General features: G+C 34.1%; 13 protein-coding genes and 1 other annotated feature. All 13 genes read right to left on the bottom strand.

The window, feature by feature from the left end; all coding sequences use genetic code 11:
• Nucleotides 1-152: 152 nt before the first annotated feature.
• Nucleotides 153-674, bottom strand: a complete 522-nt coding sequence (locus MHB74_RS09830) for a GNAT family N-acetyltransferase (RefSeq protein WP_061680437.1) — start codon at nucleotides 672-674, stop codon at nucleotides 153-155.
• Nucleotides 675-770: 96 nt separating this feature from the next.
• Complete coding sequence (locus MHB74_RS09825; RefSeq protein WP_000119503.1) at nucleotides 771-1,451, bottom strand: MgtC/SapB family protein; 681 nt, start codon at nucleotides 1,449-1,451, stop codon at nucleotides 771-773.
• Nucleotides 1,452-1,610: 159 nt separating this feature from the next.
• Entirely contained in the window at nucleotides 1,611-2,267 is a 657-nt protein-coding gene (locus tag MHB74_RS09820; RefSeq protein ID WP_061680438.1) for a YkyA family protein, read from the bottom strand.
• A gap of 14 nt (nucleotides 2,268-2,281) precedes the next feature.
• Nucleotides 2,282-3,103 (bottom strand): peptidoglycan-N-acetylglucosamine deacetylase, encoded by an 822-nt coding sequence (locus MHB74_RS09815; RefSeq protein ID WP_061680439.1) that lies wholly within the window; start codon nucleotides 3,101-3,103, stop codon nucleotides 2,282-2,284.
• A gap of 103 nt (nucleotides 3,104-3,206) precedes the next feature.
• A complete protein-coding gene (locus MHB74_RS09810; protein WP_061676882.1) occupies nucleotides 3,207-4,568 on the bottom strand; it encodes a sensor histidine kinase in 1,362 nt (453 codons plus the stop codon).
• Complete coding sequence (locus MHB74_RS09805) at nucleotides 4,565-5,254, bottom strand: response regulator transcription factor (protein WP_061676881.1); 690 nt, start codon at nucleotides 5,252-5,254, stop codon at nucleotides 4,565-4,567. Before MHB74_RS09805 ends, MHB74_RS09810 begins: the two co-directional genes overlap by 4 nt.
• A gap of 13 nt (nucleotides 5,255-5,267) precedes the next feature.
• The gene (locus tag MHB74_RS09800; protein WP_061676880.1) at nucleotides 5,268-6,515 is read right to left on the bottom strand and encodes a hypothetical protein; all 1,248 of its coding nucleotides are present in this window, start codon (nucleotides 6,513-6,515) and stop codon (nucleotides 5,268-5,270) included.
• A gap of 163 nt (nucleotides 6,516-6,678) precedes the next feature.
• Nucleotides 6,679-7,680: an LCP family protein gene (locus MHB74_RS09795; RefSeq protein ID WP_061676879.1), complete on the bottom strand. Its 1,002-nt coding sequence runs from the start codon at nucleotides 7,678-7,680 to the stop codon at nucleotides 6,679-6,681.
• 283 nt (nucleotides 7,681-7,963) lie between these two features.
• Nucleotides 7,964-10,267 carry a glycoside hydrolase gene (locus MHB74_RS09790; protein ID WP_061676878.1) on the bottom strand — a complete coding sequence of 768 codons (2,304 nt, stop codon included), beginning with the start codon at nucleotides 10,265-10,267 and terminating at the stop codon, nucleotides 7,964-7,966.
• Between the two features lie 197 nt (nucleotides 10,268-10,464).
• Nucleotides 10,465-10,674: a DUF6366 family protein gene (locus tag MHB74_RS09785; protein WP_061676877.1), complete on the bottom strand. Its 210-nt coding sequence runs from the start codon at nucleotides 10,672-10,674 to the stop codon at nucleotides 10,465-10,467.
• 112 nt (nucleotides 10,675-10,786) lie between these two features.
• Nucleotides 10,787-11,680 (bottom strand): homoserine kinase, encoded by an 894-nt coding sequence (thrB, locus tag MHB74_RS09780; protein WP_061676876.1) that lies wholly within the window; start codon nucleotides 11,678-11,680, stop codon nucleotides 10,787-10,789.
• Nucleotides 11,677-12,735 carry a threonine synthase gene (gene thrC / locus MHB74_RS09775; protein ID WP_000276441.1) on the bottom strand — a complete coding sequence of 353 codons (1,059 nt, stop codon included), beginning with the start codon at nucleotides 12,733-12,735 and terminating at the stop codon, nucleotides 11,677-11,679. The genes thrB and thrC overlap by 4 nt, the downstream gene beginning before the upstream one ends.
• Nucleotides 12,728-14,023, bottom strand: coding sequence for a homoserine dehydrogenase (locus MHB74_RS09770; RefSeq protein ID WP_061676875.1), 1,296 nt, complete (start codon nucleotides 14,021-14,023; stop codon nucleotides 12,728-12,730). The genes thrC and MHB74_RS09770 overlap by 8 nt, the downstream gene beginning before the upstream one ends.
• A gap of 154 nt (nucleotides 14,024-14,177) precedes the next feature.
• Nucleotides 14,178-14,409 (bottom strand) — a binding site (T-box leader).
• Nucleotides 14,410-14,463: the final 54 nt, after the last annotated feature.

Here is a 14,463-nt window from a genome sequence, read left to right as displayed (position 1 = left end):
GTTTTCTCTCTTTTCTTTAATCTAGTTAAAAATACACGAAAAAAATACTCAATTTCAAACTACATACTTACTTTTTTCATTAGTAATCCCTTTCAAAATAGTTAAACAAAAGAGGTATACCTTAATTGGTATACCTCTTTCAAACAATAAGTTTACATAATAATATTATTTATATCTTTCCAACAATACGCTGTTTCTTCTATATTTAGTCTCTCTAAAAATTTCGTGTCAATTTTTTCTGGATTATATTTTTCATAAAACTTTTTAGAAGGATTATTCGTAACAACCCATACTAAAAGTGATTGCATATCATTGTTTATACATTCCGATAAGAAAACTTGAAATAACTTTTGGCCTATTTTCATTCCTTGATACTCTTGTAAAAGGTAGATCGCATATAATTCCCCATCACAATTATATGCACCACTTCTTTCCCTTCCCCCATCAATGAACCCAATTATTTTTCCATCTAACGTCTCTGCTACAAATCTATATTGGTATTTATCTTCTTGCTGAAAAATGTTTCCCCATTGTTTTTCTCGTTGCTCATATGTTATATTTTCTAAAATTTCGTCAGCAAATATCCCTTTATACGTTGTTTTCCAGCTATCAACATGCACCTTTGCTATACCTGGTATATCATCTTTTATTGCTCTTCTAATATGTATTTCCATCCTATCTCCCCCTTGTTTACTCATCATTATATCAATTCATTCCCTTAAAACTCCAAATAAAAAAAAGAGTGAATGCACTTCACTCTTTTTTCACAATTATCTACTTTCCACTTCAACTGAAACTACTCGATCAATCTCTTTTAGGGAACTATATAACTCTGTTGTATATAAATCTTCTGGAGCTAAAATAACCATCTCAAGTTGCTGAAATGCTCCACTATCTATATCTTTAATTTTCACTCGTTTCACATGCATACCTAAATTTTTGATTTGCTTAAATATACCATCTAACTCATGATGCTCTTTTACAGTAATTTTTATAGATAAATCCTTTTGTCTTAATGAATACGGACCTGCGATTTTCACAAGTTGCGGAAGTACGTTAATTGCTAAAATAATTAAAATCATAGCAACCGTCGCTTGTAAATAAAATCCTGCCCCAATTGCTATACCTAAAGCTGAAGCAGCCCACACCATAGAAGCTGTCGTTAACCCGGAAATAACATCATTACTTCTTCGTAAAATAACACCTGCGCCAAGAAAACCAATACCACTCACAATTTGAGCAGCTAGACGCATTGGATCCATATTTGTGTGCCCTGGAACAGAATATACATGTACGGCTTCAATTGAAACCATCGTAATTAAACAACTTGCTACAGAAATAACCATACTTGTTTTCACACCAAGCGGTTTATTCTTTAGCTGCCTATCTATCCCGATGAATAATCCTAAAAAGAGTGCTAAACCTAATTTGAGTAAAAATTCATATGACATATTTCCATTCTCCTTACTTTACAATGTTTCCCTTGGAATAATTCACTATAACTCTTTTATGATATCAATTCCAGCCTTTTCTATTCATTTAACGTAAAAAGCCGAAAAAACATTTGTAACGATGTTTCTCCGGCTTTTTATTATGATTAAGATTCTTCTTTATTTCTGATCTTTAATCTTAATCTCTGCATCTTTGTAGAATGCTAATTTACTGTCATTATACTCTTTTGTAAAATTGTTAAATTGCTCTTTTGACTTTTGTGCTTCCACAGTTGATTCATTGACAGCTTTAACTTTTTCACCAATCTCTTTTAATTTCGTTTCTTTTACTTTTAATTTTTCATACAGTTCTTTTTCAGTCGCTAACGCCTTCGTATAATTCTCATTCATCTTTTGGAATGCATCATAACGGTTTTTATACGACTCTTCTACTGCTTTCGCTTGTTTTTGTAACTTCTTATCTTCAAGCTTTTCTATATTTCCTTGCACAGATTTCGTTTCTTTCTGAGCTTTTTCTAACATTTCTTTCTCAGTTTTTAATACTTTTTCACGGTCATCTACATTTGCAGTAGCTTGCTCTATCTTCTTCATAACAGCGTCATTATGATCTTTACCTTCTTGTAAAATTTGAGAATATAGCTCTTGACCTTCCTTCTCTAACTTCTCTAACTTCTTCGCTTCATCAACTAATGATTTTTCTTGTGTTGCTGCTGTTTCAAAAGCTGTATAAAGATTTTCTTCTGGTTTTTCACCGAAACAACCTGTTAATAGTCCTACTGATAGTGCTCCAACAACTGCTACTTTTCCATACTTCAACGTTCATTCCTCCATTACATACGGTTATCATGCCAGAAATTCACTGGGAAGTGACTCTCTTCATGATAAGCTTCAAACTCATAACCCTTTTCTTTTAACCCTTTTAAAATTGCTGGCACAGCAGCAACTGATTGTGGGTGAATGTCATGCATTAAAATAACTTCCTGTGGTTTTGTTGCATGTGTTATTACGTTTTGAGCAATTTGTGCTGCCGCTGCATCAACTTGTACTTTGTTATATTTCCAATCTAATGAATCAATTGTCCAATCCCATACTTTAAAACCGCCCTCTACCACTTTGTTTCGAAGACCTTCATTTAATCCAGGCATCGAACCGTATGGCGGACGTGTTAATTTAGGTGATTTTCCAATAATATTTGCAATTAAGCTTTGATCTTCTTTCATTTCATTTACATACTCGCCATTTTTATATAACTTTGCAAAATTATGTGTCATACTATGCATACCTACATAATGACCTTCTGCATCTTCACGTTTCACTAAATCCGGAAATTCTTTTACATTCGCTCCAATTAAAAAGAACGTCGCCTTCGCATCATGCTGTTTTAACATATTTAACAATTCAGCCGTATATTTCCCTGGGCCATCATCAAATGTAAGATAAGCAACTTTTCTTTCTTTCCCATTAAAACGACTTGGTGCCGTTTTATTCATTTCTACTTTCGGTTGTTCACTTGCAAGCTGTACTACATTTTCTTGTTTTGCAACAGCCTTTGCTGGTGAAGTAATGGATTGAAACATAAAATACCCAATAGCTACTGCTGCAATCGCTATTAAAACGACTACTACTCGTTTAATTTTTAAAGCTTTTTCCATTCTATCTAATTCCTCTCCCTATTAATCTTATATATAAATCACCCAATATAATTATACATCTATTTATTTTATTACACTATATAAACAGACCTATATATATGTATTATAATGGGAGTTTTATCAAAATGGTTGTTCCTATTCCCTCTTTACTTATAAAACTAAGTGTACCTCCATGAAGCTCTACCATTTTTTTTACGATAGCTAAACCAAGACCAGCACCTGTAGCATGGTTATTAATCTGGTAAAATGACTGTTCTATATATGGTAAATGCTCTTTAGCAATTCCAATCCCTTCGTCTTTCACCTTTATCACTGCTTGTCCTTCATTTTTAGTCGCTTCAATGTGTATTGTACCTTTTTCATGTGAATATTTAATAGCATTTTGAACAATATTCAAGAAAATTTGCTTTAGCCTATTTCGATCTCCCATCAATTCAATACTTTCTATCGTATTCATAAATTGAATTTGTTTCTCTTCAGCGTTAGGAGTTAATTGCCAAATCGTCTCCTCTAGTATATCGTATATTTGCACCTTTTGTTTATATAAATTGAAATGATTTGATTGTAATCTTGAAAAATCTAGTAATTCTTCTACTAAATGAATTAATCGGTCTGTCTCACCTGATATAATTCCCATACCTTGCTTTATCTCTTCTTCCGTTAAATGTTCTACCGTTTTTAACGTCTCACTCCAACCTTTAATTCCAGTTAAAGGCGTTCGTATTTCATGAGAAATCGAAGCAATGAATTCATTTTTCATCTGTTCTGCTTTTTCTATTTTATTAGACATATGATTTAAACTATGTGCCAACTCACCTAATTCACCAGGATAATCCTCTTTAATTTTCTTCTTTAATGTACCTTCTGCAATTTGTGAAGAAGCATGAATAATAGATTCGATTGGTTTAACAAACGAATTCGCTAATCGTCTACTGATTAAGAATACAATTCCTGAAATAACAATACCTACAGAAATAGTAAACATAATGATTTCGATAATCTTTGCATTTACATTCGTTAAAACAGTCGTATATTTCAAAACACCGATCGTTTGTCCTTGATGAATAAGTGGACTAATCACTTCTAATTGTTTCACATTTTCTTTCGTAGTAGTCACTTGATGGTACATCTCTCCTTCTAGTAACGAATACGGAATAACTACTTTACCTTCTACCTTTTGTCCACTTGACGACTGTATAATCGTACCATGCCGATCAATTAATTGTAATTCAGTTCCTTCTAACTGAAAGCTCTCAATTATATCGCCGCTGTATTCTTGCAAACGAATAAAGTATAGTGAATTGTATTCAGAGAAAAATCGTGTACTTGTCTTCGCATGAGACTCTATATATTGCGCAATACCATTATAATAATATCGATAAATGGAGACTGAAAATACGACTTCAAATAATACAAGCATAAGTATAATGACCGTCATAAAATATAAAGTCACTTTTCTTTTCATCTTATACTTTCCTTCCACACATATCCTTTTCCCCACACAGTAAGAATAAATTCAGGTTCTGATGGATTACATTCTATCTTTTGACGTAACCGCCTCATATTTACATCTACTACTTTCGTCTCACCTACATAATTCGTTCCCCAAATCATATTTAAAATTTCATCACGTGAAACCGGCTTTGAAGCCTGATTCATTAAATACTGTAATATCATATACTCTGTAGGGGTTAAATCAACTAATTGTCCACTTTTATATAATCTTTCTTCTATAACATGTAACGAAAACGGGCCAGATATGATTGTATTTGCTTTTTCATCATGTACTTCTATTCTTCTTAATAACGATTGTATACGTGCAGTTAATTCCACTGGACTAAACGGCTTTGCGATATAATCATCTGCACCAATTCCTAATCCTTGTACCTTATCTTCATTTTGTACACGTGCGGTTAACAGAATAATACCGATTTTTTTATTTTCTTCTCGGATCGCTTTACAAACTTGAAAACCATCCATTCCTGGTAACATTACATCAAGCAATGCTACATCAACAGTATGTTCACATAATATCTGTAACGCCTCTTCTCCAGTACTTGCTTCTAATACATAAAATCCAGCACGTTTCAAATTTAAGACGATAAAACTACGAATAGGCATTTCATCTTCTAAAACTAAAATTGTTGGCATAATTTCCACCTCCCTACTCTTGTTGATAATCCGCTAGCGGCTTTACATATGCTTTCACTTTTTCAAAATGTGGTTGTTTCGGTACGGCGTATACGTGAGAAGCCGTTTTCACTGCTGCCTCGTATCCTTTTATTTTGAACCATTCTTTCCGCTTAAATATATGGACTTCTAGCCATAGTTCATTTGTCGTTGTATCTATAAATTTTTGAACATCTGATGCTTCTTGCTGGACTGGAACAGTTATTTTCCCAATTAATGCTTGCGGGATTTTGACAAAATAACCTTTCTCTATATTTACATATCTTTCTTCTATCGATTTAATTCCATCTTCGCTCCACTGAATATAACGTTCAAACATCGTACTCTCTCCGTATGATGCCTCTTCCCAACCTTTCGGACGCACTGTACGAACAAATTCAATAATGCCGTCTTCATTTATATCTTTGCTTTCGACTACATAATCATTGAATAAATCTTCATTTCCATCTATAGGTAGTGGCTCATAATGACCCTTATCAAATTTTGCTACATATGTTATCCCTGAATGAGCACCAACACCTGCATCAATTACAACCGCCTTTAGTGATTTAGAAATACGGCCCATTTGTATTCTTTGGATGCTATTTATATATGGATCGAATGATGCTTCAGATAAAGTTTTAAATTGTTCCATGAACTCAACTGTCAATTTCTCATCCTTTTCATACGTAACAAGGCTTATATCTTTCAATCCATTTTTATTTAAATCCTCTATGAATAACTTCGTATAACTTCGATTATATATTTCCTTCATATCTTCATTTTCTTCTGAAAAAACATACATAACGTGTTCTAACGATTCACGACTTGCAGAAATTCCGATTAGTAACTCCCGCTTCCCGTTTCCTGTAAAATCACCGACTTCAACGATATCTACATCTCCACCATCAAATTTATTCGTGGACTTTACTTTCCACCCATTTCCGGCTTCTTCATATAAGGCTAAATATACGCTATGATCTTCATTCGGTAATTTATAAAATAAGATGGCTTCTTTCTTATTATCTTGTTTAAAATCCATTGACCAAATCATCTGTTTATCTTTATTAGACATTGGAGTAAGCAATCGATAATTTACAGGCAAATCTTTATCTATTTGCTCTTTTAGTTCATTAATCCATTTTTCATTGGCAGGAGCACCCATTAAACTTGTTGGAGCTTCAGACATTTTACATCCAGTCAACATAAAAATGATTCCCATAATGCCTATCCATTTCTGCATATGATATCTTTCCTTATTACAGATTTTCATTATTTTTCTTTACTTTTTGCTTCTCCAATATTCTCATACATATGAGTATAATTTTTCTAAAATAAAAAATCGTTACAGAAAAGTTACAAATTCATTCCGATAAAAAAAGATTGGCAAAAGCCAATCTTTTTTATTATTCGTTTCGAACTGGTTTTGGTGTTACACCTAAATGATCATTTAATTTTTTCGAAATATCTTTCACATTTTTTTCATTTGGAATGTAATAATAAATACCTCCGATACGTTTATCCGTACCTTCTACTTGCATTTTTTCCATTTCCAAATTAGACCCTGCCATATTTTTTGTAATCGCAAGCATATCATCGAAAGTTAAGTTCGTTTTCATATTTTTATCAACCGCATCAAGTAAAGAGCCCATTTTGCTAATAGATTGGACAGACATTGCTTTTTTTGCAATTGCTTCTATTACAAGTTGTTGTCTTTGGCCACGCATTGCGTCACTGTCAATTTTACGCGTTCTTGCAAGTGCAAGTGCTTGTTCTCCATTTAAATGTTGGAAGCCTTTTTCTAAATGAATCATACCTGCTTGGTCTTTACTATCTTGCTCTGTGAAAGTAACAGGTACATCAATATCAATACCACCAAGTGAATCGACAATTTGTACGAATGATTCAAAGTTAAACTTCACATAATAATCAACAGGAACATTTAAAAATCTTTCCACTGTATCTCGTGTACTTTCAACACCACCAAATACGTGTGCATGTGTAATTTTATCTAATTTCTTTCTAGATGGAATATATACACGTGAATCACGCGGAATACTTACTAATTTTACTGATTTATCATCTTTATTAATTGTTGCTAATAAAAGTGCATCTGTTCGAACTGCTTCTCCGTATTGACTTTTTCGCATTTCACTACCATCTACACCCATAATTAAAATAGAGATGTTATCCTTTAAAGGCTCAACTTCTTTATCACGTTTTGATGATTTATCAATTTGTGCATACGCATCACTTACAACAGCTTTTGCTTTATTATATATTAATGATCCATATCCTACTCCTCCAAAAATAAGTAGGAAAAATGGAATTAAAATGAACCATTTTATTGACTTTCTTTTAGAACGTTTTTTATTGCTTCTCGTATTTTGTTCTAATTCAGAGCTCATCTTCATTCGCCTCTCTTTCTCTTTCCCTAGTATAATGTATGTCTAGCAATCTTCATATTGAATTTCCTTTCAAACACCTTACATTTTTGTAAGGTTACATGATGAATCCAATATGTATTCCATTTCACATTATACTCTCGTGCTTATTTTTGGCAAGTCACTATTTTTCAACTTCAAAAATTTAACGCTTCGTAACATCAGAAATTAAAGATTTATAAATTTTTTCGTTTCGAACCCTTCAATTTTCACCTGAAAAATTAGTAATGCAATAATACATTTCATATTATCCCTCAAGCGGTGTATACATTGTTTTCTTCCCATGATTATAAATAACAGCGGATTTTGCTTTTAGTTTCTCCTTATCTATTTCTATCTCTTCATTTGAGAAATTCACAATAACTTTAATATCTTTTCCATATGAAGTAGATTGGACTAATTTATCTTCTGACAAATATGCAAAGTTCGTCATTTCTTCTTTTACTGCCTTTTCATGAACTTCATTCCAAACTTTCAGATGCTGCGTAATTTCTTGTTTATGCTTATTCCACTCTACTTCATCTAAATGGTATAACGGAGGAACATTATACAATAACTCATATAACATACGGTTTCCTACCTCATCTTTTACTTTCAAACTTCCCCATTCCCAGTGATGCGTTGTAATTACAGAATCGTTGTATACTAATTTATATAACGGTACCGAATATACTGGATTTAAATATACTTGTTTATATTCTTCTTTTAACGGTACTTGTTTTGCATATTTTTCTGGAACATTTTGATTCGGTGACCAGTATCCGCCCACATAATACGGACTTGTTTTATTTTTCCTCATATCTTCATCGTCCCATTTAATAACCGGCGTTTCAATGCCGTGAGCAAATGCAATCGTGCTACTTGCAAAGTCATTCCCGCCTTCCGAACCAACTACCATACCTTTTTCTTGCGCAATATAATCCATTCGTTGCAACCTTGCTTTTAAATCTTGTTCTTGTGTTGTTATATGTTTGGCCGAATAGTCATCATAAATTTCACCTGTCGCATCACAATCAATAAACCATGAATTATATTTAGGTCCATTTTGTAATATATCGTTCATTCGCTCTTTTACACTAGGAAGAGATAAAGTTGGATTTAATTTTCGCCCTCTACCTAAAAACCCTTGCACTTTTTCTCCATTTCTCTTCGTCACAGTTGCCTCTTCATATAACGATGGATCATGAAAAGAAGCTGTATTCCAATTTTTATCAGCCTTTTCGTGAATAGAATGGTACGAATCATACGGACCAACTAAATATCCCATTTTTTTAGCTTCTGTCACGAAATCAGGCTGCATATACCCTTGTTCCCAGTTCGGTAACCCAATCCACGCATTGTCTATTCCTGCTGCTTTCATTTCCTTTATAATATCCGTTCCATCTGCCTTACCCCATTTACTAACTTCTTCAACCGCATCGCCGAGCGCCGACTTTAATACATGCTTATTTAAGTTATATAACTCCATCTTCGATAAATGATCTAGCCCTTTGTTTAATAACTCACTAGCCTTCTGATCAACTTTTGGGAAAATATCCTCTTTATACAATTCCTTCATTGATAATACTTCATTTACATAACGCAAAATAACATTTTTTTGGTACTGATCAATGAAATTTTGTTTACTTACTTGCTCAAATACATTCAATTCTCCAGGCTCCGAACTATTCTTTTGAATAAGCTCTTTTATATGGCTAAACACTGGGCTATTTATTTGCTCTCTTATCTTTGGCCAATTTACGTTACTGTCAGACAAACCATTTTGATTCCAAAAATAAAAATGAGCCGCACCATAAAGTTTTTCAATCTCTTTATTTTTTCTAGCCTTTTCTTGTAATGTTTTAAATTCACCTTTTCCAGCAATATTATCCTTATACAGTTTAGCAATACTGACTGCATCATTATTTGTCACATATAATTGAAATCCATATGTTTTATTTTTATTTATGCTCGGGAATTCATGTATAAAATCAAATCCTATTTTCGGATCCGAATGAAATTTCAATTCATTATTAAACATATTGTTCGCAATATATACAATGGAATATTTCGAACCATTTAAAGCAAAAAACTTCATAGAAAATGATTCAGCAAATGAATATGCATCATCCTTTAAAAACTTCTTCCAATTTTCATCATTACTCGGAATTTGCTTTCCTTCCCATAACGGAAGTGTATAATTTTCAGCTTGTACTTTCGGCCATGTAAAGCTTTCTGCACCAGTCGATTCCACTTCAATATTTAAGTGATCTTTTTTCTTTTCTACATTCACTTTTACTTTTTGATCTGGGTATTCCCATGATGTGCGCCCCTTATCTTTTTTCACATTCGACACCTTCATTTTCGGTAACGGCTGTGACGCCTGTTCCTTTACACCATCATGTTCTACAGTTAACGTGAAAGTCTCTGGATTTACATCGTAAGTAAATTCTTTATACGTCGCTTTCTTTATTTTAGACTCTTGTACAGCATTATTACCTTTTACATCACATCCAACTAAAGTCGAAAATGACATAGTTGTAAGAAGACATATCGCTATCATTTTTTTCATCTTCTGCACCTCCACCACTGAATATACAGGGGCTTTGTTACAGGAATGTGGCAAAAAAATAGAACTAGCATAACGCTAGCTCTATTTTGAGTATTAAAAATAAGTGTGTATGGACAACTATAATTTGTTTAAAGTATATGTAATACAATCCTCACTACTTATAAAAGCAAATAATTCATAACTTTAACTTGCATTTCTTAACTAAAAAAATAAGTGTATATAATATAGCCTAAAACTAACACTACAATTACTAGCGCTGTACCTTTCCAATTCATACCACCTGTCATATCAACTGGACTACCTGATTCAGCTCTGTTTAATCCATCCTTTAAAGAACCGGTAGGATTATTTTTCAATTCACTTTGCCTTATACGTTCTCTCTTTTCTTCTGGTGACTCTTTCTTCATACAATCACCTCCAAATGATTACACCCTTTACTAAATTATACATTATTACTTTTCTTTTATATGCCAACTGAAAAGATATTTACAACAAAAAAAGCTAGCAATGCTAGCTTTTTTATAGCCCTATATGTTCTTCTTTATTTACAGTAATTCCTCTATGATCGATTTCTAGCTCGCACACTTTCATAGACGTAAATACTCTCGCTAATTGCTCACCAATTTCTTCACGCTTATCATATGGCGTTAATATAAAAATGGATGGGCCTGCACCGCTAAGCGCTGTGCCGTATGCTCCAAATTCTTTTGCACATTTACGAATAGATGGTAATAACGGGACCAGTTCTAAACGAAATGGCTCGTGAAAATGATCCCTTTCCATCATTTCTCCTACAACTTCCCACTTCTTTTGACAAAACGCAGCTACTAATACGTTGCTGATTGCACTAGCCTTAACTGCTTCATGAAACGGAAACACATCTGGTAATACAGATCGGCTTTCCTCCGTATTTAACTCTTCATTTGGAATAAGAGAGATTACACCTAATTCCTTACTTTCAATTCTTACAACCGAAACATTCTTTCCATCCAGTGCTCCGATTACAGTTCCTCCTAATATAGAAGCAGCAACATTATCAGGATGTCCTTCAAAATTTGTAGCAATTTGAACTTTTTGATCAGTCGTTAAGTTCAAATTGCCTAGTTGATTCGCAAGTTCTATCCCAGCTACAATTGCTGACGCACTACTTCCTAGACCTCTTGTAAGTGGGATATTACTAGTAACTTCTATTATATGGGGTGATAAAGAAGGACTCACTTTACATGCCGTGCTAACGATTAAATTTTTATCGTCTGTCGGAATTGATTCTTCAAAGGAATGGATTACTTGCCATTTATCAGCTTTCTCTTTTACTACTACATCTAAATATAATGACAAAGCTATTCCCACTGAATCAAATCCAGGTCCAACATTCGCTGTACTAGCAGGAACTCGAATACTTAATGGTATCACGACATAATCACCCCTTTAATATGCTCTTTAATTTGTTCTATATCATTTGAAACACTTGCAATATCTAATGTATTAGAAGAGATTGCGATATCAGGATCTTTCAACCCATTTCCAGTTAAAACCGCAACAACTGTCTCTCCTTTTTTGATTTTCCCAGATTGAACATGTTTAATAACGCCAGCTAATGAAGCATTTGATCCTGGCTCAGCGAAAACCCCTTCTGTTTTTGCTAACAATCTATACGCATGTAAAATTTCTTCATCCGATACCATATCTATTTCACCATGAGACTGTTCAGCAGCCTCTACTGCATATGACCAACTTGCTGGGTTACCAATGCGAATCGCTGTTGCAATTGTTTCAGGTTCTTCAATTACATGTCCTTTTACAATTGCTGCTGCTCCTTCCGCTTCAAACCCGTGAATTCTCGGCTTCTTATAGCCTTTTTCTTTTTCATATTCACAGAAACCTTTCCAGTACGCTGTAATATTTCCAGCATTCCCAACAGGAATCGCTAAAACATCTGGTGCACTTTGTAACTGGTCACAAATTTCAAACGCCGCTGTTTTTTGCCCTTCAATTCGATAAGGATTCACTGAGTTTACTAATGTAATCGGTTCTTCCGCAGCAATATTTCTTACAGCCTTAAGTGCATCATCAAAATTTCCTTCTATTGAAATGATTTCAGCCCCGTAAGCGACTGCTTGCGCTAATTTTCCATGTGCAATCTTTCCTTCTGGGATTACGATTATACATTTCATTCCAAGGCGTGCCGCGTATGCTGCGGCCGATGCCGAAGTATTACCTGTTGATGCACAAATAATTGCCTCCGAACCTTCTTCTTTCGCCTTCGCAACAGCCATTACCATACCACGATCTTTAAAAGAACCTGTCGGATTAGCTCCTTCGTACTTACCGTATAACTGAATTCCTAATTGTTTTGATATATTTAATAACGGAATAAGCGGTGTGTTTCCTTCCATTAAGCTCACATCAGGTGTATTTTCATTCACCGGTAAATAAGAAGCATACTGTTTTAATAATCCTTTATACATATTGTTTTTCCTCCTCGATAATGTAATAACTGTTTATTTCACTTGCGACATCTTCTATCACTCCTAGCACTCGTTCGAATTGATACTTTGAAGTTTGATGTGTCACAACAACGACTTCTGCAAGTTCACGATTTAAAGGTAATTGAATAACTTCTTTTAAACTTACAGAATAATTAACGAAACATTCTGTTATTTTTTGCAACATCCCAGGTTCATCTCGTAATGAAATACGTAAGAAATATTTCGAAACAACTTCTTCATCTCCTTGTAACTCATATGGCTCTGGTTCTTTTAGCGCACTTTTATTTTTCTGAACTTGATTCATGTTTTTAACGATTGAAATAATATCACTTACTACAGCCGAACCAGTCGGTAACTTACCAGCTCCAGGTCCGTAAAACATTACTTCTCCTACCGCTTGACCGTGAACATATACTGCATTAAATTCATTATTTACATTCGATAATGGATGATGACTTGGTAAAAGTGTCGGTTCTACACTCAAATGAATGGCTGATCCTTGTTTCTCTGCTTTCCCAATTAATTTCATAGTAAATCCTAACTTTTCAGCCATTAGTAAATCTTCTTTTTCGACCTTTCGAATCCCTCTTACTTGCACATCATCTAAAGAAACATTCATCGAAAAACCTAAGTTTGCAAGAATGGCTACCTTTCTCGCCGCATCTAGCCCATCTACATCCGCTGTTGGATCTGATTCTGCGAAACCTAATTTTTGTGCTTCTTGTAATGCCTCTTCATACGACCATCCATTTTGACTCATCTTTGTTAACATGTAATTTGTTGTACCATTTACGATTCCCATTATTTTTTCAATTTGATCTGATGCTAATCCGTCTGTTAATCCTCTTAACACCGGTATACCGCCCGCTACACTTGCTTCATAACATAGATCACAATCATTTTCGTTCGCCAGGTGGAGAAGTTCCGCACCGTATAAAGCCATTAAATCTTTATTTGCTGTTACGACATGTTTCTTATTTCGTAAAGCCTTAACAATGTGCTGCTTCGCTTCTTCAATTCCGCCCATTACCTCTACTACAATATCAATATTTGAATCATTTAGAACTTCATCGACATGACTTGTTACTACAATTCCATCAATACAAACATCACGTTCTTTTTCTAAGTCACGTACAACGACTGTCTTTACCTTCACTTCATACCCTGTATCAAGTGCAATTTTTTTATAATGTTCTTTCAAAATATGGACAACACCACTTCCGACCGTACCTAAGCCTAACACCCCAACATTAATAACGTTATTCATCTTCTAATCTCCTCCTACAATTTTATTTTTTATCTTTATCAATCACCTTGTTCTGCTTTTTAATCATGCAGGTGGTGGTTATTTCCGTACGTACAAATCGTTTCATATTACAGCACCTCCTTTCAAAGTAATAAAAAAACACACTCATCCCTAGGAAAGGGACGAATGTGTTTTCGTGGTTCCACCCTTGTTCCAACCTAGACGTATTTCTCCCTAGATTGCTCAAGTTCAGATAACGGCTGATTCCGTCAATAATTACTAGATTACTCGTTCACTATTGAAGTTCAAAGGTGGTAAAACCATTTCTCGTGTTAGGAAGCTCACACCCTTGACTTCCCTCTCTGTAAACCGTAAAAATGATTTCATGTCCTTATCGTTACTTTTTCGTTCATGTTTATTTGTTAACTCATTATACTCGCATAAAAAACAAAATCAATACT

Source organism: Bacillus sp. FSL K6-0069, from assembly GCF_038007785.1.
GTDB classification, from domain to species: domain Bacteria; phylum Bacillota; class Bacilli; order Bacillales; family Bacillaceae_G; genus Bacillus_A; species Bacillus_A mobilis.
This window is presented reverse-complemented; position numbering and strand designations above follow the sequence as displayed.